The following is a 19,765-nucleotide window of genomic DNA, read 5'->3' as shown; positions in this document are numbered from 1 at the left end:
AAATCAGATCCGGCAATTATTATCCTGCTTATAAGCTAAAGAATTAACCCTGATTACAAGAACAAACAACCTTTAGATAAAAATACGATATGGATGCAAACAGTAGTAGTTATATGGCCGAAAAATTTGTGTTATTCAAAAACATTACTGAGCTTTAATAAGTTATATTGAAAACAACAGCTCACAAGAAATTACCTAAACTTAGAAATCATGAATGAAAAACTCTCTGCTCATGCCACTGTAACCCGCCATTTTTCTGTAACCGCTGAAGATGTTTTTGATGCCTGGCTGAATACCGCCATGATCGGAAGATTTATGTTTGGTCCCGAAGTTAGGGAGGAAAAGATCCTAAGCCTTACATCAGATCCTAAGGTAGGTGGCGCTTTTTCCTTTGTCGTTCTTAGAAATGAGGAAGAAATCGATCATGTTGGTGAATATTTAGAGATCAACCGCCCCCTTCGTCTAACCTTTACCTGGGCAGTGGGTAAGGATTCTAAAGACTCTTCCGAAATTGAGGTAGATATTGTGCCTACTTCTACAGGTGCTGAGCTTACCCTAACACAGAAAATGCCGGCAAACTGGGAACATTTTGTTGGAAGTGCAGAAAGCTCATGGACAAAAATGCTGGATGCCCTGGATAAAATCCTTTAAGCCAGAATCCTGTTCCCGGGGCAGTTCACAGACCCGAAGAAACCCTGAAAAAATCGATTATCTGCCAAATCCGCCCCTTAAGGGCATCAAAAATGGAAAGAATGAGCTGCTGGAAGCAGCAAAGCGGCTCCTATTGAACTAAAAAGTTTCCCACAACATCGGCCTCTAATGGCCATCTGAGGCGGAAAAAAGCGATTATGAAATATTTTATTAAAAAAACTTAGAATTCTTTTAAACAATCCTTATTTTACACTTGTTATTAGTTTCTGTTGAGTGACTACTTTGTAGGAACAATAACACTTATCTTTAATAATTAAATAAACTACAATGCCAGAAGGAACAGTAAAATTTTTTAATGAGTCAAAAGGATTTGGCTTTATCGTACCAGAAAACGGAGAAGCAGAAATCTTTGTACATGTAACTGGATTAGCAGGCCCTGTTAGAGAAAACGACAGAGTTACCTATGAAGTTGAAAACGGCAAAAAAGGCCTGAATGCAACAAATGTTAAAGCCATCTAATTTATTGATGATTTATCAAAGCATCTCCAAAAGAGATGCTTTTTTTGTTTCTAACCTTTTCGGAAAGGGATAAAATAAAAAAGCGGCAGCATTTCAGGAATGAAAACGCCTGCCGCCTGAAATGATTTACTTCGAATTAGCCGAAGTACTTTGTATTTTCAATACCCATGCATATTTGCCAGGCAAGGTTTCCGGCAATTTCACCACAACCCCACCATTACTTTTACTCCAGGTTAAAGGCTTACTAACACCTAGTAAATAGATCTTTGATCCTGCTTTAGGCTGAACGGAAGCGATAGAGATCTCATTGTTCTGCTGCTTGTTAAAGATTGCATAAGTGGTTTTACCATCCTTACTTTGCGTAAAACGCAGGTTATCGCCTTCTTTATAATTCGGCAGACTGTTTGTCGCATAAATGGCCTGTTTATTAATTTTAAGCCAGTCCCCCATTTCACCCAGGCGTTCTACACTAGGTGCAGGAATTTCACCTTCCGCAGTTGGTCCAACATTTAATAGGTAATTCCCTCCTTTGGCGGCCACATCAACCAGATTATTGATCAGGGCTTCTGCCGTTTTCCATTTGAAGTCGTTCTTCACAAAACCCCAGTTGTTATTGATGGTCATGCAACTCTCCCAATACTCCTGAGAATTTGTCTTTAAAATCTCCTGCTCAGGCGTACCAAAATCACCCGCTGCATTTTCATACTTATTCATGCCTTCCATACCGCCACGGGCTTTACTGATCCTGTTATTGATCACTAAAGAAGGATTAAGACCACGCAAATAGTTATAAAGATCTTTCCCCTGATCTTCAGTCCATTCAGAAATCCATTCTCCGTCGAACCACAAAATATCCGGGTTATATTTCTTAATCAATTCTGTCAGCTGAGGTTTTAAATACTCTTCTCTATACTTCGCGAAATCAGGTTTTACGGCTGGCTTTTGTTTTGGGTTGGCTTGTGGATGATGCCAATCCATGATCGAATGGTACAGGCCGAACTTGATACCCGCAGCTTTACAGGCATCGGCTAATTCCTTAACGATATCTCTTTTAAAAGGCGTAGCATCCATGATGTCATAATCCGTCACCTTGCTGTCCCACATACTAAAACCATCATGGTGTTTCGAAGTGAATACAATATACTTAGCCCCTGCGTCTTTGGCAATACTTACCCATTTCTTCGCATCGAACTTCTGCGGATTGAATTGTGGGGCGTATTTTTCGTATTCTGCGGTTGGAATATGATGGGTTTCCATAATCCATTCTGCGCCTCCATCCTTTCCGTTGTAGGTTCCGGCAGGAATCGCATATAAGCCCCAATGGATAAACATTCCGAAAGTATCGTCATGCCACCATTGCATCCGCTCGGTTTTAGCAGACTTTGACTCTTCTAAATAATTTTTTTGTGCAAATACCGGACAGGATAATAACAATCCGGCAATAAGCAGATAGCTTTTTTTCATACTTGTGTGATTTGGTTATTACAAATAACGGAATATAGGGCATCCGGGATTCTGTGATAATGCCTAATCATTAAACGATTTTAGCTTTCTGTAACACAAGTGCTTAACGGAATAAAAAAGAAAACAAACCTCCGCAACAATTGGCTGTAGGCTAATTCCTGAGCTCGTTTAAACAGCCTTTTTAGTAAAGTTCCAGAAGCTGATTTTCCTTCTGGTCACAAACCCCAGCTTTTCATAGAGTTTTATGGCGCCAACATTGGTTTCAGCAACATGGAGGTAGGGCGTTTTACCAGCCAAAAATATCTGATTGCTGGTATGGGCAACCAATTGCTTCGCATAGCCTTTACCAGTATGGTCCGGATGGGTCACCACCGCGCTAACTTCGGTATAGTCGTCCATTTTCATGCGCTCTCCGGTAACAGCTACCAGCTCATTTTCTTTGTAAATCCCGTAATAATTACCCAATTCAGGCGTATTCTGCTTGAAATAGCCCGGTTGTACCAGATTGATGAGTCGAAGTAAGTCGGCTGTATGTTGCGCCTTTAAAGAGATGATCTTGTTGGGCAGATCCATTTCAATCTGAGCAGCCAGTACCATTTGCTCACAAACCAGCTCTTTATTTAAGGTTAATGAGGCACTATAATCCGGCTTTTCGCCAACCACATAAAAGCTTGCGGCCAGCTCAGAATACTCGTTTAAGTGTTTTTCTGTGGAATCAAGACTGATAAAACCGCCAAAGGGGCAATAGTCGGGCTGATAGAATTTGACATCACCATAGTTTATGGCGAATTTTTCATGGCTTTCTGTTAATGAAAACCAAACAGGGTTATCTAATTTATTTTCAGTTGTGATCATAGGATGTTGAAACGGCTAAATATAGCCTCAGCCCCCGGCAAATCAAAGTAAAAATACCGTGATTCAAGGATAAGGGTTTATCTTATGCCTGATATCACGGTATCTAAATATCAAAAGAAAATACCTAATCGTACTTCAATCCCGGATAGCCCAGAAGCCTTCTCCATAGCGCCAGCTGACCGATAATACTCGCCTCCCGATAAATCGTGAAACTAATCATCTCATAATAAGTCATTTTCATGAAACCCATATCGACTTCACTATCAAGTTTTTCATCATCGATACTGATCAATGCCTCCCTGGCAATTGGGCTGATCATTTCCCAATCTTTTAAATACTCTTCTTTTGTAGGGTACTTTGCCCCTTCCTGAATCCCTTTATGATCTGCAAACAGCTCATATCCTGTCTGTTTCAATCCGGGATTCGTTTCGGCAGTCATCCAAAACCGCTGTCCAACCAAAGAGCCTGTCAGCCAGGCCATGTGGTTTGCCTCCGTATTTAAACGGTTGTACATATCTTCTTCTGAAACCCCTGTAAGGGCCTTCTCAAGAAAGCTAGTCTGCATATCAAACAAGGACACGAATCCCTGTACTCTGGTGCTAACACTGGTCACCTCCATGGCATTATGATTTAAAGGTTTAAATAATAATCGTTATCTACTATTAAAGTTAAGCAGATAATTCTTAGAATAAAGGGGAGTAACAGGTCAATATAAAGGGGGAATCGCGCCAATTCGGAAACTTAATGCACAAAATTCTGTTATGCATTCATAAACCAGCGATAATGCTTAAAAACTACCAGTCGAATTTTAAATTCATCATCAATAAACCAGTCTTTTATACTTCTATATTGCTGATTGTTGTAAGTCTGGCTTTATGCCTGCTCTTTCAGCAATCCTTAGATGCCTGGTTTAACAACACCAAGCTGTTAATCACGGCAAATCTGGGTTGGTTCTTAATCCTGACCGTCAACTTTATCTTGGGTTTCTGTCTGTATCTGGCCTTTGGGAAGTTCGGCAGAATCCGTCTTGGCGGAGAAGATGCGGAGCCCGAATTTAGTAATCTATCCTGGTTTGCGATGTTATTCAGCGCCGGGATGGGAATAGGGATTATGTTTTTCAGCATTGCTGAACCTGTTTCTCACTTCGCCCAGCCTCCACGCCCGGCAGGTTCAGAGCCGGAGCTAGCCATACAAGCAATGGAATTTACCGCCTTACACTGGGGATTACACGCCTGGGCGATCTATGCCGTAGTTGGACTCGCACTGGCCTTTTTCTCCTTCAACAAGAAACTTCCACTCACCTTTCGTTCCCTATTCTATCCGTTTTTAGGGGAACGCATCCATGGTTGGTGGGGGCATTCGATAGACATCCTTTCCGTAATCGCCACATTGTTTGGTCTTTCCACTTCCCTCGGACTAGGTGTACAACAAATGAACGCCGGTTTAAACTTCCTGTTTGGCTGGGGAATGTCTACCACCCTACAATCCTTTATCATCATCATTGTGACTTCCATAGCTACCATTTCAGTAGTTTCCGGTTTAGATAAAGGTGTTAAACTCCTGAGTCAGGGAAACATGATCATGGCCTTCACGCTCATGCTGCTCGTATTTGCCTTTGGCCCCTCTATCTACCTGCTCAAAAGTTTCATTCAAAACACCGGATCTTACCTTGCTGATTTCATCGAGATCAGTACCTGGAACGACAGTTACCGGCAATCGGGCTGGCAAAACTCCTGGACGGTATTTTACTGGGCCTGGTGGATTGCATGGTCGCCTTTTGTGGGTAGCTTTATCGCAAGGATCTCGAAAGGAAGAACCATCAAAGAGTTTATTCTTGGCGTATTGATTGTCCCTGCCATCATCACCTTATTATGGATGACCGTATTTGGTGGTACCGCCCTTCATTTTATCCTGGAAGGAGACCATACTTTAATTGCTGCTGTCAATAGCGACATCTCTACCGCCCTGTTTGTCTTCCTTCAAAAGATCCCTTTTACACCAATCCTATCCGGACTTGCGGTACTGTTAGTGGCCTTTTTCTTTATCACTTCTTCGGATTCAGGGTCTTTAGTGATCGACAATATTACTTCAGGTAACGCGCCCTATACCCCACCATTACAGCGTGTTTTCTGGGCATTCCTGCAAGCTATTGTAGCCATCGTATTACTTTGGGGCGGCGGACTGGAAGCTTTACAAACTGCCGTGATCATTGCCGGACTCCCATTTGCAGTCATCATTTTACTGATGTGCTACAGCCTGAAAAAAGGATTACAGGAAGAGCTGAATAAGAACAAAAAGAAGTTGCGCTCTAAACAAGAGAAAAGCTACAGAGATACCATTTCAGACCTGATGTCTGAGCAAAAGTAATCCCTTTTAAAAACGAACAACAACAACAACAACAACAACAACAACAACAACAACAACAACAACAACAACAACAACAACAACAACAACAACGCTATGGCATCCACCCCTAAAATAAACGTACTTGCAGGTCTTGATCTTTCTGAAATGGATCAGCCGCTGATTCAATACCTGAGGTTACTGGCAACACTATTACCCTTAAACAAAGTCACCTTTTTTCATAACATCAAGCAATCAGAGTTACCGGAATCCTTCAAAAGTCCGGAGCAACTGAACACCATCGCCAATACCATCAAGAAGAAGCTGGATAGGACTATCCCTGCCCTGCTCGGTGAGGAAATGCCTTACGATATTGAAGTCAGCTTTGAAGACTTTACCGAATTGTCTTTCACTAAAACCGCTAAAAAGAAACAAATCAACCTTGCGGTACTGGGCAATAAGCAAAACCTGGAAGGCAATGGCGGACTAGCTCACAAGCTGATCCGGATGCTTCCTTTTGAAACCTTACTCGTTCCGGAAACCTACAACCCAGCACCTAAACTGATCATCGAAGCAGTCGATTTCTCCAAATACACCCCTACAGTGATGCAATGGGGAAGCCTGATTAAAAAACACAACCAACTGCCGGAATTGTCATTTCAGCCCGTTAATATCTCCAAACTGTCCTGGAAGTTCTTCCCCGGCCTTTCTAATGCAGAAATCAAGAAGAATACACAAGAAGATGTGAAGATCAAATCGGAAAAGTGGACAAAGCTTTATCCCAATGCGACCCCTTTAAAAGTTGTCCCGGCGGAAGATAAAAACATCGCTTCCGCATTGATGCACTATGTGAAAAAGGAAAAGGCCGACTTATTGATTATGGGCGTTCAAGGGATTACCTCAGTCACCACGCTTTTTATGGGCAGTGTCGCAAATGAGGTGCTTTACCTCGAATGCAATGCCTGTATGCTATTTGTAAAACACAATATTGAGTAATGAACCAGCTAGTTACAGGCAATAAAAAAGGTGTCCAACTTTGATGGACACCCTGCAATCATTACAATTTCGACTCATATTCAGGCTTTTCCGCCACATTGTACATATGATGAAGCGGTAAAATGACGGGATCGTTACCCGACATCCCATTCTTGCTCAGGATGGGCATGAGCATCCGTCCAAATTCCTTAAAATGATCCTCAGATTCCCAGACATCTACCACTAACCATCCGTTGGTTGTAGGTGCTGCCGCGTGGTGCAACAATCCTTTTGGAAAGGCATGACCTGCTGCGATCAAATCTCTCCAAACCTGATCGTACTGCTCCCCTGATACCCCGGGCATTTCGAAATAAACCATTATCTTTTCCATGTTTAAAAGGTTTAAAAGGCTATAACAATCGGGGAATTCTTAAGTTTCAAACTGCGCCTATGAAAAAAAGCTCATTAATCTCCCTGGCCAGATGTCTGTCTTTTTCGGTTATAATATCTCCGGCATCATGAGTACTCAGCCAGATTTCTACTTTATTCCAATCATTGGTCCAGCGCGGATGATGGTTATTCTTCTCCGCCAGAAAGGCCACCCGAACCATAAAAGCAAATGCCTCCTGAAAATCTTTAAAGATTAAAATCTTATAAAGTTTCTTATCAATCTCTTCCCATTCTTTCTGAACTACATTTTCCATGGTCATACCGCTTGATTAGCTACTTCATTGTAACTATACCCTAAAAAAACAGCTGGACCTGGCTAAAGTTTTTCATTTTCAGGATAAGGAAGAAAAAACTGATACATAACGGAACCTACTTATCTCCCTTGTCCACTGTAATAGCCGCTACGAGACTCCAGTTCGTCGTATCCACCCAAATCGATCTGGTAGCCCGGAACAGAAAGATCTACGCTTGAAGAGGCGTATATGGCGTTATCCACTGAAATTCCAGGGAGGCGTTTTAACAGATTTTCTACTTTATCATTCGGATTTAAACGGAATTCCGGAGCAAGATATTCAGTCGTATCTCCCTTGATCCGGATGGCCCGGACCGCTGCAAAAATCCGGACTTCTTCCAACAAACGGGCTTGCTCCCGGAGGGTAATTTTGCCGAAATCAAACACTGGATTCCCAGGACTCAAGTCGAATTCCGCGCTATAATCTGCATACCCAACACTGGTCAGCAACAGTGAAAAACGACCAGCAGAAAGTCCCTTTACCTCAAGGTAACCATCAGCAGGCACCTTTCCTGATTTCTGGGTCAAACCTTGTTTTCTTATAACGAAATTGACATTCAAAATCAGTGAGTTAATATATTCACTAAGAACCGTAACTTTAGCTGAATACTGGGAAAATACAGGCGCAAAAATCCCTGCTGACCATAGAATGGTCAGTAAATATTTGAAATACATAGCTGATTATTTAAGAAGATTACTGGTCTTTAGCTTCATCAAAAATGATTTTTTCGAGCGCTGGTCTGTACATCGAACCTACAGGAATTGGCTTCCCCGCTACCCAGACATTTCGCTTATCCAGCTTAGCAATTCTTGTACTGCAAACCAGGAAAGAACGATGTACCCGAATGAACCCGGGAAGGGACAATAAGTCCTCCGCCTCTACCATAGTTAAGCGGGAACGAACCACTCCCCCGGTCAAGACAAACTGCACATAATTGCCTATACTTTCTGCGTATAATAAATCTGAGCGCTCGATCTTAATCAGCTCATATCCGCTTTTAATGAAAATAGAAGAAACTGCTTTTTCCCGCGGATCTGAGGCTAGCCCTAACTGACTTTGATGGCGAAGCTGATGGTGTTCGAAAGCTTTATGACAGGCTTTCAAAAACCGTGGAAAAGAGAATGGTTTCAAAAGATAATCTATCGCATCCAGCTCAAAGCTTTGCACTGCATGTTCCGAATAGGCGGTTGTAAAAATCACCATGGGCGGGTTTGGGAGCGACTTCAGGAAATCAATTCCCGATAAGCCCGGCATCTTAATGTCCAGAAAAATCAGATCTACCTGCTCCTGTTGCAGGTACATCAATGCTTCTTTACTGCGTGTAAAACACGCTGCAAGCTGTACACAGGCCGCTTCCGAAGAAAGGCTCCGGATCACTTCCAGCGCAATAGGCTCATCATCAATCGCAATGGCTTTTAAAACTAAGTTCTTCTTTGAGATCATAACAATTGGATGGTTAATTCCGCAATAAATTCATCGTCTACCCGACCACATTTCAATTGATGCTTTCCTTCGTAAAACAGCATCAGCCTTTCTCTTACGTTATTCAAACCTATTCCGGACGACTTTCTTTCCGGATCTACAAAAACCGCCTTAGACACGCTGTTTCGCACTTTAAAATGAATACTATCCGCTGTACAGGACAAGTCAACGATGATCCATGACTTTTCATCCCCATCTATCCCATGTTTAAAAGCATTTTCCACAAAAGGAATCAGCAACATCGGAACGATCAAATGATCACATTGGGCAATATCGAGGTTAGCTTCCAGCCTGATCTGATCAGAAGGCAGGATCCGTAGTTTTTGTAAATCGATATAATTTCGGAGATAAGCAATCTCATCTTTCATCGGGATAAAGTCCTGGTGATTATCCTCCAGCATGAAGCGCATCATATCTCCCAACTTCTGAATACCATCTGCTGTTCTTTTGGAACCGTCGATCAATGCGGTCCCATACAAAGTATTTAGCGCGTTAAACAAGAAATGCGGATTAATCTGGGCCCGTAAAAACTGTAGATCTGCTTTGGAACGTGTCAACTCCATGGCGGACTTATTCCATTCCAACAGCTCGTCCTTCTGACTTCGATAAACCAGCCAGGTACAAGGGACGGTAACCAGCATCTGAAAGAGCCAGTTTTCCAACCAGATGACACCGAACATATTGTTATAGGTCAGGAAAACCACCACAGGAAAAGCATACACGAAAGTAGAGACAAGCAATCTTACGACAAACTCGACACTCAGCTTATCATCTTTTAAATACCTGGGAAACAACCAGAAAATATTACTCACATAAATAAACAGTGCAGTATTCGCTGCCAAAAAATACACCAGGTAGTACCGGTCATTCTCAACCAGATTGAAAATAGCAAAGAAGCCAGGGATCATCAAATAGATGAACAAAAGTCCCGAAACCTGATTCGCGATCAAAGTATAATACCTGGATTTCGAGCCTGAATTTTCAATTCTATAACAGAGATATTCTCTTAAAGCAGCATAAATCCCATATAAGGTGAGGAACAATAAGCCCCGCTCCCAGCCCATCCAGATCGATTTTAAGGGCTGATCATTATATCCAAACATCGAAAAAAGTCCATATCCGTTATAGCTATAGTCTGCCGGATGTGCGTAATAAGTAGCCACATTTACCCCGAAGGCCATCAGAAACCCCAGGGCTAAAAACTGAAAAACCAGCAGTAGCCAGGCCGGATACCCCTGCTCTTTAACCTTTAGAAAACGGGGAATACTGAATAAATTGATCCATAAATACACCATCAGGAAAAGCAGGATCACGCCGGTTCTCGGCAGTAAGTTAGTCCAGACAGCAGCGGACATACCCGTTGTAATCCCGGCAGACAGGAATACTTTGATGATCGACATCGCAGCCAGCAGGACGAAAAAGAGAATTTCGTGGTAGAGAACTTTATTTTTCATAGTTTCAGGATCCCTGATAGGTTTCTTGTAGCTCAGGATCTGACACAAGGATACGGATCGGGCTAATTCCCTACAAAATATGGGATCGAAAGCTTATATCTGGTACAAAAAGCTAAAATAAGGTACAAAAAAGCACAAAAAAGCCGGACAAACACCTTTTGAAAGATACCTGTCCAGCCCTTACAGCATTAAGATCAATTGAATCTTCTCTTTATGCTGTTATTATTCTAAACGACTCCTTGCGCAATCATGGCATCAGCAACTTTCACAAAACCTGCGATATTTGCCCCTTTTCCATAATTGATATAACCATCTGCTTCCTGGCCATATTTCATACAGATTTTATGGATCTGCGAGATAATCACTTTCAATTTACCATCAATTTCTTCACGATCCCAGGAGTAACGTTGCGAGTTTTGAGACATTTCCAGACCGGAAACAGCTACACCACCTGCATTTGCCGCTTTACCTGGTGCATATAAGATCTTAGCGCGTTCGAAAACGTGAATGGCTTGAGGGGTAGTCGGCATATTAGCGCCTTCTGCCACACAAATACAACCATTACTCACTAACAATTCTGCATCACTTTCATTCAGTTCATTCTGAGTTGCATTAGGGAAAGCAACATCGCATTTAATCCTCCATGGCTTTTCATTCGGAAAAAACTCACAACCAAACGCGTCTGCATATTCCTTAATTCTTCCTCTACGCACATTCTTCAGTTCCATGATGAACTTCAGTTTTTCGGTATCAATTCCATTCGGATCATATACAAACCCTTCCGAATCAGACATTGTAAGCACCTTAGCACCTACTTCAATGCATTTTTCTACGGTAAATTGTGCTACGTTTCCAGAACCTGAAATCACTACATCTTTACCTTTCAGGGAATCATTTTTAACCGCCAGCATTTCTTCCACGAAGTAAACTACTCCATAACCGGTAGCTTCCTGGCGGATTAAACTGCCACCCCATTCATGGCCTTTACCGGTTAAAACACCAGTAAACTCGCCTTTAATGCGTTTATATTGACCGAATAGATAACCAATTTCTCTGGCACCCACACCGATATCACCGGCAGGAACGTCAATATCAGCACCTACATGGCGGTACAATTCTGTCATAAAACTCTGGCAAAATTTCATTACTTCGGCGTCAGACTTCCCTTTAGGGTCGAAATCTGCGCCACCTTTTCCACCACCCATTGGGAGGCCGGTTAAGCTATTTTTGAATACCTGTTCGAAGGCAAGGAATTTAAGTACGCTTAACGTCACCGAAGGATGGAAACGCAAACCACCTTTATAAGGGCCGATTGCACTGTTCATCTGCACTCTGAATCCGCGGTTTACTTCCACTTCACCTTTGTCATTTAACCAGGGTACTCTAAAAATTATCACACGTTCAGGTTCAACAATCCTTTCCAGAACCTTATTCACCTTATATTTCAGGTTTTCTTCCGTAAAAGGGATAATGGATTCCGCTACTTCGTATACTGCTTGTAAAAATTCTGGTTCATGCGTATTTCGGGACGCTACTTTAGTCATGAATTCATTAATTGTTTGGCTCATTTGTGTGTGTTAGGTTTAAAAATTGGCAAAAAAAAAGGTCATTGCATTAAAAACGCAGACCTTTGGTCTTGGAGTTAATCAGGCTTTCTCAGGAAAAGAGTTAGTATTTGAATTATCAGGATATGAAATCTACTGTAATCTGTTTCATTTGGCTCCGAAAACAAAAATAACCTTTATTTCGAAAAATAAAACTAAATAATCAAATTAACACAAAGCATATTAAGCGAAAGCTTAATATATGTGAGCAATTACAGCGGCAAAACCAAAAATACAGGTGTTTTCTAACCAATAATTAGCCTCTAAACAACATTAAAGGAACATGAATGCGACTTGCCAATTGATTAGTGATGCGTTGATGGAAAAATCCTTCAAAGAAACCATATACCCTTGGGATTGTAATGACCAATTGCGCTGCTTTTTCGGTTGCGAATGCGACAATCCCTTCCGCTACATGCTCATGGTTTATAAAGTGGTATTCCGGATCCTGATCGTCCCAAACCTCATGTAATGCCGACAATTGTACCAGCTCATCCGGATCAAAATCTCCGGTACGATGCTCTATATTTAAGATCAACAAAGAGGCACCCAAGGCATTTACAAAGGTTTTGATCGCCAAAAGTGGTGTCAATTCCAACACATTTTTCAAATCACAGGCAAAAACTACTTTTTCTATTTTCTGGAAAACAGCACCGGAAGGCACTGCCAGTAAGGGTGCCGGACAATTTTTAGCCAAATCCAGGGTGTGACTTCCTATGAACACCTGCTCCAGCTTACTTTTCCCCGTCATTCCCACTACTACCATGCCTGTCCGAAGTTGCTCAACTAGCATATCTACTGCCGGAACTAAAGTCCGGTCGTCATTTCTGGTTGAAATCTGTGTATCCGGCAAAACGATCTCTGCTAAGTTTTCTTTTAGTTTCGTGATTTTTTCCAGACTTCCTGCCGCAGATTCCGTAAAACCTGGCCCTACCGGAGCAAAACCAGTTGTTGCCGGCATCAATATAGACTCAAAAGAATGGTACAATACGATTTCCCGGGTTTTCAACTGCCTGCTCAATTGCGCAGCATACCTTGCGGCATTGTCCGCAGCCTCAGAAAAATCAGTAAGCACCAGCATACGCTTTGCGCTATAAAATTCTGACAACCATTTGTCTATTGCCCTTTCAAGTTCATGAAAATCTTTGTCGGCTAATGTTCTTTGTCCGCGTTCTATAACCATCCAATCGCCTTTTAAAGATCGATTGAGGATAATGGGATCCTTTTCGTTGGTCACCATTTCTACCCTAAACATCCTACAATAGTTAGATGTGGTCACAATGCCACTTAACTCCAGGCTACCGGCATTGAATTCAACAAAAAATGTTTCCATGTCATTTCTCCTTTTTAAAAATTCCTTTCTATATATTTCCCATCAATTGTATCCTTATCTTCCGGGGCCGGGCTCTTTTTATCAGGTAAAGTACTAAACAAGGTATCCCAAAGTATCGAACTGACACCAAATGATTTATCTGGTTGCTGATAATGATGTAAATGATGGTTTCGCCATAACACTTTCAGATATTTCGGGGGTGGAAAAGCGTGAATAGCATAATGAATAGAAACATAAATGAGGTATCCCGAAATGAAACCAGAAAAAAATACCAGCGCATAACCTTCTGAATCAAAAACTAAAACAGAGAGTCCACAAAACAATAGTAACACCATAGAAGCCATAATTAAACTTGGCACCGGGGGCATAAAAAGCCGCCTTCTATCTCTCGGAAATTCATGATGATTTTCATGAAAAATGTACACCATCCGCTTTCCTATCCGACTTACTGCCGGAAAATGAAACAGGAAACGATGCACCAGGTACTCGAAAAACGTCCAGGTAAACATGGCACTCAAAAATATCCAGAACATCAGCATTATCGAATAATGGTACCCAGACCAGGTATAATAGACTAAAAGGATAACCATGGGAATGTAAATGCTGTAAATCACCCATGGACGGGTCTTCGTCAGTGCTTCAAGATACCTGTTTTCAAAAATCCTTGCTTGTCCTTTGTTGTTAATTGTCACATAATCCATCACATCCCCTTTCGCTAAAGCAACCTTGAACCAGAGCGCAAAAAAATCAACATACAAGAGCATCCAACATCAAAGGAATGACTGTTAGTATAACAAATGCCTGCTCATACTGGTTTTAAAAGGAAGGTGTTTTTTTTTATTTAAGAAGCCTCATAAAAGGCGTTTCTCATAGCAATAAAACCTCAATCCAGGCCTGAAAGCCAGGTCAATTTCACCCGCATATTCATACCCTAGCTTAGGAAACAACCGCTGAGTGGCTTCGTTCTCAGAATTGGTATCAATTCGAAGCAGCGGAATCCCGCGATCAATGGCTACTTTTTCTGCCTGTTGAAGCAAAGCCACGGCAATTCCTTTACCCTGGTGATCCGGACTTACTGCCAGACGGTGCGTTACAATGGCAATTTCATTCAGATCCCAACCTACCTGCGCATATTCTGCGTCCTGATCGGTGGTAATTGCAGCAATTCCGGCGATTTCCCCATCCACATCCGCTACCCAAAGCTGTTTAAGGCTGATATCCTTTTCAAAAGCAGCTGGATTTGGGTAAGTATCATCCCATTGCCAGTTCCCCGCAGCATTCATCAAAGGTACTACCGCTTTCACCAGCTCCATTATTGCTTTGATATCGTTTAAAATTGCCTGTCTAATTACCATAGTACCTCAAAATTACTAAAAAACCTTATTCCATGACCAGGTATACCTGCTTTTAAAAGCAATCAGACCTACATGGAATGATGGAATCGTGACAATCCTGTCTTAAAGAATTCAATAGTATTGCCTAATTTTGAATATTACCATTTAAAAATCTTCAAATGAAAGTTAATCAACCTAATAATAACAGCAATATTTCTCTTCTGGCACTCCTTTTCGGACTTTTACTTTTCATCAGCCCTGCTGCTTTTGCGCAAACCACCAGCAAAACTATTCCTGCTGTAGAATTCCAGAATCAGCTAAAAAACGCTGGTAAAGCGGTAATTATTGATGTAAGAACTCCGGAAGAGTTTAATACCGGACACCTTGATCAGGCTAAAAACCTGAACATTTACGACGCAACCTTCCAGGAACAGCTATCCAAAATAGACAAAACACAACCTGTTTATGTGTATTGTAAAGGTGGCGGAAGAAGCGCAAATGCGGTTAAGAAGATGCAGGAACTTGGTTTCGCAAGCGTTTATGAGTTAAAAGGCGGCATTATGGCCTGGGAACAGCAAGGTTTACCTTTGAATAATGCAGAAAAACCAAAAACAGACCTTTTTACCAGCACCGATTTTGATAAAATGCTGAAAGCAAATAAAAATGTGCTGGTAGATTTTTATGCAGAATGGTGTTTGCCTTGTAAACAAATGGAGCCGGTCTTGTTGAAGTTAAAAAATCAGTTAAAAGGCAAAGTCGCGATAGAAAGAATAAATGTTGATGAAGCAAAATCATTAAGCAAATCTATTCATATCGAAGGACTTCCTGTAGTGGCAATTTACCAGAATGGTGTTGAAATAAAACGAGTTACAGGATTTCAATCCGAGCAAGATTTACTAAAACTTATCCAGCTCTTGAAATAAACCGGTTCCTGAAAGGATTATTTTAACCGCTTCGTAAAAAAAACAGCTCAGTTGAGAAACATTACTGATGTTTCGGTGTTACCAATTTAATATCTCTTTATCCGCATTAGCAGTAGATAAAGAGGTATTTAATCGAAGGTAAAAAACATATGAGTATACTCTCCAGCTTCAAATCTACGCTGCCCCTCCTCTTTCTAGGCTTTTCCATTCCAATTTATGCACAAACTACATCTCAGCAAATAGAGACCGATAGTCTGACCAGTCCGATTGTAGAAATTCCCGTCAAAAAACGATTCGTCCGGGCAGCATCTTCCTTAATAATCGCAGAACTTATTCCCTGGTCTTACAGCAAATTTATCACCCATGCGGAGTTTTCGAACGTCAGTTTGAATACGATTAAACACAACCTAAAGCTCAAAAACTGGGCCTGGGATGATGATGCATTCCCGACCAATCAGATCGACCACCCTTACCATGGGAGTGTATTCTTTAATTCCTTCCGTTCTAATGGCTTTACGTTCTGGCAATCTGCCCCTGCGGCATTGGTAGGTAGTTACCTCTGGGAAACGGCCGGTGAAAATCAGGCACCCTCTAAAAATGACATCATCAACACCACTTTCGGTGGAATTACCATCGGTGAATCCGTTCACCGGATAACCAGGAAAATACTTCAGGTGCGGAGAAGAGGGTTTAGAAGATACCTGAATGAAACGGTCAGCATGGTGATCAACCCTACCAATGGCTTCCGGAGAATTGCGGATGGCGAATGGGGGAAACTACCTTCACATAAAGAGCAATTAGACACGACGAAGTTGCTGCTGGAAGCAGAAAGTGGGATCAGAAAGTTCAACATGAGAGATGATCAGTCCAATTTTGGTGTGTATGGCCGTTTGAAACTGATCTATGGAAACCCGTTTGAAAACTACAAAACCCCATTTGGTAGCTTTGTATTTAACGCGGAAGTTGGCCAGGACGACAGTTCCTTTGTGAACTCCGTAAATATTGTAGGTATAGTTAACGGCTGGTTGTTAAGTTCCAATAGCCGATCCAGACACCTGCTGTCCATCACTTCAAACTACGATTACATTAATAATCAGGCCTGGTATTATGGCGGACAAAGTATAAATTTCAACCTGTTTTCTGAGTTTGGGCTAGACAGTAAGACGAAGTTAAAAACATCTATCGGTATGGGACCAATCTTAATCGGTGCTTATGGTGAAAACGGCAAGTACAATGGTAGATTCTATGATTATGGCGCCGGTGGCGGATTAAATGCGAATGCAGAAGTCAATTTATCGGACAAATTCATGTTTGAAGCGCATTATAACGCCCGCTTAACAGGCACCTGGAATGGGAATACCTCCAGTTATTTCGCACAGAGTATTGCCACAGAACTGGAATATGCGCTGAGTAAGGAAATCTCCTTTTCTACCGCACCAGGCATAGTGATGATCCAGGAAAACTACAAGACTACTCCTGATGTACACAAGACCCTTCCCAACTTAAAAATCGGCTTTAAATACAGGTTTCTGTACAATTAACCCTGTTTTAACTAGATTTTCTCCAATTCTACAACATTGGATCTGCGATGATTTCATACCGGTTTTAAACCCGTATGAAATCATTTCGGTTCAAATAGTTTCGTTTTCAAGTCCGGATATCGGGTCCTCCCCACAGGTATTACCTCCCCGTTTTTCAGCATCAGCTCATATTTACTCCCCGAATTTACCATGAATTTTTCACATTCATCCATGGCAACGATATAGGATTTATGCACCCGCTCAAAGGAATCCGGAAGCAACTGTTCCAGTTTTTCCAGTGATTTATCATGTAATTCCAGTTTCCCGTTACTCAAATGAAGTTCGGAATAGATACCGGCCCCTTTGATATAAATCAGGTCATTGATATCAACCATAGAGATCTCCCCTGCTTTTTTTACCGCCAGAAACCGGAGCCCCTTCCCTGCCTGTTCTTTACTGGAAATCCGCAAAAAGGCCTGTGCCAACCGATTTTCATCAAATGGTTTAGCCACAAAATCAAGTACACCGTATTCGAATGCATTAATCGCCTTATCCGTATACGCAGAAATCACAATGGTGTGAAAAGACCTGGACACGACTGATTCTAACAAATCAAAGCCATTTTCTCCGTTTAAATTGAGGTCTAACAGCAAGACATCGATCTCTTGCGTTGCTAAAAACGCCAGGCCTTCTTCCACCGATTCAAAACGATCCAGGCTTGCTAGTTTCTCTGCAAAAAAGCTACGGGTCATGCGCTCAATTCTACCGGCAATCCGTGTTTCATCTTCTATAATTAATACCCTCATTTGTATATTTTTATGGTTGTTTTCCAACCTTGGTCTACAGCCTCAGAACTAAAATCCCATTGTTCCCCATAACTTTCCCTCAATCGCGCCGTGATGTACCTGAAGCCTGTTCCGGATTTCTTCCGCTCTTTGCTACCCCGGTTTTCAGCAATCGTTAACAAGGTATATTGTTTGAATTCTGGCTGATTCAGGAGATTTAGCTGAAAGCCAATACTTCCATCTGGCAATGGTTTACTGTGTGTAATCCCGTTTTCTAGTATGGTATGGATGATTGCCGGAGGAATTGTCTCTTTAGGATCAATCCCGGAATCCGACCAGTTATAGTTTATTTCTTTTCGGAACTGCATTACTTTCAGGTGGATTTTACAGAGTTCAATTTCCTTTTCAATAGGAATTAAGGTCTCCTCAGCAATCTCATTCAAGAGGTCAAATTCCGCAGAAAGCGCCTGAATAAAGACGACACCTTGTTTTGGCGATTCCTCGATCCAATCCATCAGGGAAGTCAGCGTGTTCTTAATGAAATGCGGCTGTATGTTTTTCTTGAGCAACTCTGTTTTCAGTCTGGCAGAAAGTAGCAAGGCCGAGTGATATTCCCTTTCAGCATCCCGGGTTCTGATGGTATGCAGGTAAAGCATACATAAAACAATGATATTGAAGCTGATAAACAGGCTGAAATCATGGTGCAGAAAATGATCGATCAAGGCGGAAAGCAGTAGGCCAGCCATCACAATCCCTGCTCCTTTCTCTTTTCTTCGCATCGCATCCCCTACAATTCCGAGCGCTGCAAACCACATTACGAGGCTGTAACACCAGGAGGTTAGGTCGTAATGACCATAATTATAACCATATATGAAGAGTAGCGAAAGCAGCAATACTGCGAATAGCAATCGTTTTCTTTTGAAATGAAACTGAATGCTAAAATACAGAGGGATTAATAAGGCAATCAGGAAATTGAACAAACCAATGAGCTCTAGTCTGAGGTAAAACTTTGAATATGGAATGCTAATGTAAAACTTGCTGAATTCTATGATCAGGAGGGTGAAAAACAGAAAACTGGTAATGCAAAATATAAGTACCGCATAATCTTTTTTCCTGCTGTTGATGAAAATAAAGAGGTAATAGACCGCTGCAACCAAAAACACACCGGCAGTCATATTGATAAAAGAAGCAAAAATGAGTGGCGTTTTAATCAATTCATCATAAGGTCCGACAGTGATCCAAACATCACGGAGATCATGGCTCAAATAGGATTGCGAGGCCCTTATAGCTACTAAATGCTTCCCTTTGCCGGCCAGCGAATCGGGAATCATAAAGCAGGTACTTTCCGTTCCGGGGCTTTCTTCCTTTCCGGCTTGTTTAATTGATCCGTTTTTCCCGATATATATACCATCCCAATAGACCTCAAAAGCGCCAAAGGCATTGACTTTTAGTCCGAGGTGCTCATCTGGATTTTTATCCTTTAGTAGTTGCAGGGGGATCCGTGCCCAATAAATCCCATCCTTGATATTTGTCCGCGCTTCTGCCCAATTCTGGTCGTCATAAGCCGGGGAAGCCCAGCTTTTATCATCTCCAGCTTGATAAACCAGATCAGTAACCAGGGAATTGGGCTCCTTTTTACAAGAAGCTAAAGAGAGCAAGAGGATAACAAATAAAATAAAGCGGTTCATAGGGTAAAGGTAATCGGATTATCAGGGAGAAAAATGTCATTCAAAAGGATATAGAGCAGTTGACACGTTTTCACGGTCAATAAATCATCCGA

General features: G+C 41.7%; 20 protein-coding genes. 6 read left to right on the top strand and 14 right to left on the bottom strand.

Annotation, left to right across the window (positions count from 1 at the left end; genetic code table 11):
* The first annotated feature begins 210 nt into the window (after positions 1-210).
* A complete protein-coding gene (locus tag R2Q66_RS18655) occupies positions 211-651 on the top strand; it encodes an SRPBCC family protein (RefSeq protein WP_316751848.1) in 441 nt (146 codons plus the stop codon).
* Between the two features lie 327 nt (positions 652-978).
* Entirely contained in the window at positions 979-1,170 is a 192-nt protein-coding gene (locus tag R2Q66_RS18650; protein ID WP_316751846.1) for a cold shock domain-containing protein, read from the top strand.
* Positions 1,171-1,296: 126 nt separating this feature from the next.
* Here the strand turns inward: R2Q66_RS18650 and R2Q66_RS18645 are convergent, their stop codons facing one another.
* The 3 genes from R2Q66_RS18645 to R2Q66_RS18635 all read right to left on the bottom strand — a co-directional run bounded on the left by R2Q66_RS18645 (position 1,297) and on the right by R2Q66_RS18635 (position 4,108).
* Entirely contained in the window at positions 1,297-2,634 is a 1,338-nt protein-coding gene (locus R2Q66_RS18645; protein WP_316751845.1) for an alpha-L-fucosidase, read from the bottom strand.
* Between the two features lie 168 nt (positions 2,635-2,802).
* Positions 2,803-3,489: a GNAT family N-acetyltransferase gene (locus tag R2Q66_RS18640; protein WP_316751843.1), complete on the bottom strand. Its 687-nt coding sequence runs from the start codon at positions 3,487-3,489 to the stop codon at positions 2,803-2,805.
* A gap of 124 nt (positions 3,490-3,613) precedes the next feature.
* Complete coding sequence (locus R2Q66_RS18635; protein WP_316751841.1) at positions 3,614-4,108, bottom strand: DinB family protein; 495 nt, start codon at positions 4,106-4,108, stop codon at positions 3,614-3,616.
* Positions 4,109-4,272: 164 nt separating this feature from the next.
* Between R2Q66_RS18635 and R2Q66_RS18630 the strand changes: the two genes are divergently transcribed.
* Both R2Q66_RS18630 and R2Q66_RS18625 read left to right on the top strand, forming a co-directional pair.
* Positions 4,273-5,856: a BCCT family transporter gene (locus tag R2Q66_RS18630; protein ID WP_316751839.1), complete on the top strand. Its 1,584-nt coding sequence runs from the start codon at positions 4,273-4,275 to the stop codon at positions 5,854-5,856.
* Positions 5,857-5,949: 93 nt separating this feature from the next.
* Positions 5,950-6,828, top strand: coding sequence for a universal stress protein (locus R2Q66_RS18625; RefSeq protein WP_316751836.1), 879 nt, complete (start codon positions 5,950-5,952; stop codon positions 6,826-6,828).
* Positions 6,829-6,889: 61 nt separating this feature from the next.
* On the opposite strand, the gene R2Q66_RS18620 is transcribed toward R2Q66_RS18625, so the two are convergent.
* The 9 genes from R2Q66_RS18620 to R2Q66_RS18580 all read right to left on the bottom strand — a co-directional run bounded on the left by R2Q66_RS18620 (position 6,890) and on the right by R2Q66_RS18580 (position 14,778).
* Entirely contained in the window at positions 6,890-7,198 is a 309-nt protein-coding gene (locus R2Q66_RS18620) for a hypothetical protein (protein ID WP_316751835.1), read from the bottom strand.
* 46 nt (positions 7,199-7,244) lie between these two features.
* Positions 7,245-7,517: a 4a-hydroxytetrahydrobiopterin dehydratase gene (locus R2Q66_RS18615; protein WP_316751833.1), complete on the bottom strand. Its 273-nt coding sequence runs from the start codon at positions 7,515-7,517 to the stop codon at positions 7,245-7,247.
* Between the two features lie 113 nt (positions 7,518-7,630).
* Positions 7,631-8,224, bottom strand: coding sequence for a hypothetical protein (locus R2Q66_RS18610; protein WP_316751831.1), 594 nt, complete (start codon positions 8,222-8,224; stop codon positions 7,631-7,633).
* A gap of 19 nt (positions 8,225-8,243) precedes the next feature.
* The gene (locus R2Q66_RS18605; protein WP_316751829.1) at positions 8,244-8,993 is read right to left on the bottom strand and encodes a response regulator transcription factor; all 750 of its coding nucleotides are present in this window, start codon (positions 8,991-8,993) and stop codon (positions 8,244-8,246) included.
* Positions 8,990-10,486, bottom strand: coding sequence for a sensor histidine kinase (locus R2Q66_RS18600; RefSeq protein ID WP_316751826.1), 1,497 nt, complete (start codon positions 10,484-10,486; stop codon positions 8,990-8,992). The genes R2Q66_RS18605 and R2Q66_RS18600 overlap by 4 nt, the downstream gene beginning before the upstream one ends.
* Before the next feature lie 227 nt (positions 10,487-10,713).
* On the bottom strand, positions 10,714-12,054 hold the full coding sequence (gene gdhA, locus R2Q66_RS18595; RefSeq protein WP_316751824.1) for an NADP-specific glutamate dehydrogenase: 1,341 nt from the start codon (positions 12,052-12,054) through the stop codon (positions 10,714-10,716).
* 292 nt (positions 12,055-12,346) lie between these two features.
* Positions 12,347-13,423, bottom strand: a complete 1,077-nt coding sequence (locus R2Q66_RS18590) for a universal stress protein (RefSeq protein ID WP_316751822.1) — start codon at positions 13,421-13,423, stop codon at positions 12,347-12,349.
* Positions 13,424-13,437: 14 nt separating this feature from the next.
* Positions 13,438-14,187: a sterol desaturase family protein gene (locus R2Q66_RS18585; RefSeq protein ID WP_316751820.1), complete on the bottom strand. Its 750-nt coding sequence runs from the start codon at positions 14,185-14,187 to the stop codon at positions 13,438-13,440.
* 87 nt (positions 14,188-14,274) lie between these two features.
* Entirely contained in the window at positions 14,275-14,778 is a 504-nt protein-coding gene (locus R2Q66_RS18580; RefSeq protein WP_316751818.1) for a GNAT family N-acetyltransferase, read from the bottom strand.
* A gap of 158 nt (positions 14,779-14,936) precedes the next feature.
* On the opposite strand from R2Q66_RS18580, the gene R2Q66_RS18575 reads away from it, so the two are divergent.
* Positions 14,937-15,680 carry a thioredoxin domain-containing protein gene (locus tag R2Q66_RS18575; RefSeq protein WP_316751816.1) on the top strand — a complete coding sequence of 248 codons (744 nt, stop codon included), beginning with the start codon at positions 14,937-14,939 and terminating at the stop codon, positions 15,678-15,680.
* Positions 15,681-15,829: 149 nt separating this feature from the next.
* On the top strand, positions 15,830-17,221 hold the full coding sequence (locus R2Q66_RS18570) for a DUF3943 domain-containing protein (protein ID WP_316751815.1): 1,392 nt from the start codon (positions 15,830-15,832) through the stop codon (positions 17,219-17,221).
* An 80-nt stretch (positions 17,222-17,301) separates the two neighbouring features.
* Here the strand turns inward: R2Q66_RS18570 and R2Q66_RS18565 are convergent, their stop codons facing one another.
* Positions 17,302-18,006, bottom strand: coding sequence for a LytTR family DNA-binding domain-containing protein (locus R2Q66_RS18565; protein WP_316751813.1), 705 nt, complete (start codon positions 18,004-18,006; stop codon positions 17,302-17,304).
* Positions 18,003-19,673: a histidine kinase gene (locus R2Q66_RS18560; protein ID WP_316751810.1), complete on the bottom strand. Its 1,671-nt coding sequence runs from the start codon at positions 19,671-19,673 to the stop codon at positions 18,003-18,005. Before R2Q66_RS18560 ends, R2Q66_RS18565 begins: the two co-directional genes overlap by 4 nt.
* Between the last annotated feature and the right edge of the window lie 92 nt (positions 19,674-19,765).

Source organism: Pedobacter gandavensis (assembly GCF_032677645.1).
GTDB classification, from domain to species: Bacteria; Bacteroidota; Bacteroidia; order Sphingobacteriales; family Sphingobacteriaceae; genus Pedobacter; species Pedobacter gandavensis_A.
The sequence above is the reverse complement of the archived record's forward strand: the minus strand, read 5'-3'. Positions and strand labels throughout refer to the sequence as shown.

Coding starts and splice junctions, on each gene's coding strand:
- R2Q66_RS18640 (WP_316751843.1), bottom strand. CDS start 3,489: ATGATCACAACTGAAAATAAATTAGATAACCCTGTTTGGTTTTCATTA.
- R2Q66_RS18600 (WP_316751826.1), bottom strand. CDS start 10,486: ATGAAAAATAAAGTTCTCTACCACGAAATTCTCTTTTTCGTCCTGCTG.
- R2Q66_RS18630 (WP_316751839.1), top strand. CDS start 4,273: ATGCTTAAAAACTACCAGTCGAATTTTAAATTCATCATCAATAAACCA.
- R2Q66_RS18560 (WP_316751810.1), bottom strand. CDS start 19,673: ATGAACCGCTTTATTTTATTTGTTATCCTCTTGCTCTCTTTAGCTTCT.
- R2Q66_RS18655 (WP_316751848.1), top strand. CDS start 211: ATGAATGAAAAACTCTCTGCTCATGCCACTGTAACCCGCCATTTTTCT.
- R2Q66_RS18645 (WP_316751845.1), bottom strand. CDS start 2,634: ATGAAAAAAAGCTATCTGCTTATTGCCGGATTGTTATTATCCTGTCCG.
- R2Q66_RS18585 (WP_316751820.1), bottom strand. CDS start 14,187: ATGCTCTTGTATGTTGATTTTTTTGCGCTCTGGTTCAAGGTTGCTTTA.
- R2Q66_RS18610 (WP_316751831.1), bottom strand. CDS start 8,224: ATGTATTTCAAATATTTACTGACCATTCTATGGTCAGCAGGGATTTTT.
- R2Q66_RS18565 (WP_316751813.1), bottom strand. CDS start 18,006: ATGAGGGTATTAATTATAGAAGATGAAACACGGATTGCCGGTAGAATT.
- R2Q66_RS18580 (WP_316751818.1), bottom strand. CDS start 14,778: ATGGTAATTAGACAGGCAATTTTAAACGATATCAAAGCAATAATGGAG.
- gdhA (WP_316751824.1), bottom strand. CDS start 12,054: ATGAGCCAAACAATTAATGAATTCATGACTAAAGTAGCGTCCCGAAAT.
- R2Q66_RS18635 (WP_316751841.1), bottom strand. CDS start 4,108: ATGGAGGTGACCAGTGTTAGCACCAGAGTACAGGGATTCGTGTCCTTG.
- R2Q66_RS18620 (WP_316751835.1), bottom strand. CDS start 7,198: ATGGAAAAGATAATGGTTTATTTCGAAATGCCCGGGGTATCAGGGGAG.
- R2Q66_RS18615 (WP_316751833.1), bottom strand. CDS start 7,517: ATGACCATGGAAAATGTAGTTCAGAAAGAATGGGAAGAGATTGATAAG.
- R2Q66_RS18590 (WP_316751822.1), bottom strand. CDS start 13,423: ATGGAAACATTTTTTGTTGAATTCAATGCCGGTAGCCTGGAGTTAAGT.
- R2Q66_RS18575 (WP_316751816.1), top strand. CDS start 14,937: ATGAAAGTTAATCAACCTAATAATAACAGCAATATTTCTCTTCTGGCA.
- R2Q66_RS18570 (WP_316751815.1), top strand. CDS start 15,830: ATGAGTATACTCTCCAGCTTCAAATCTACGCTGCCCCTCCTCTTTCTA.
- R2Q66_RS18625 (WP_316751836.1), top strand. CDS start 5,950: ATGGCATCCACCCCTAAAATAAACGTACTTGCAGGTCTTGATCTTTCT.
- R2Q66_RS18605 (WP_316751829.1), bottom strand. CDS start 8,993: ATGATCTCAAAGAAGAACTTAGTTTTAAAAGCCATTGCGATTGATGAT.
- R2Q66_RS18650 (WP_316751846.1), top strand. CDS start 979: ATGCCAGAAGGAACAGTAAAATTTTTTAATGAGTCAAAAGGATTTGGC.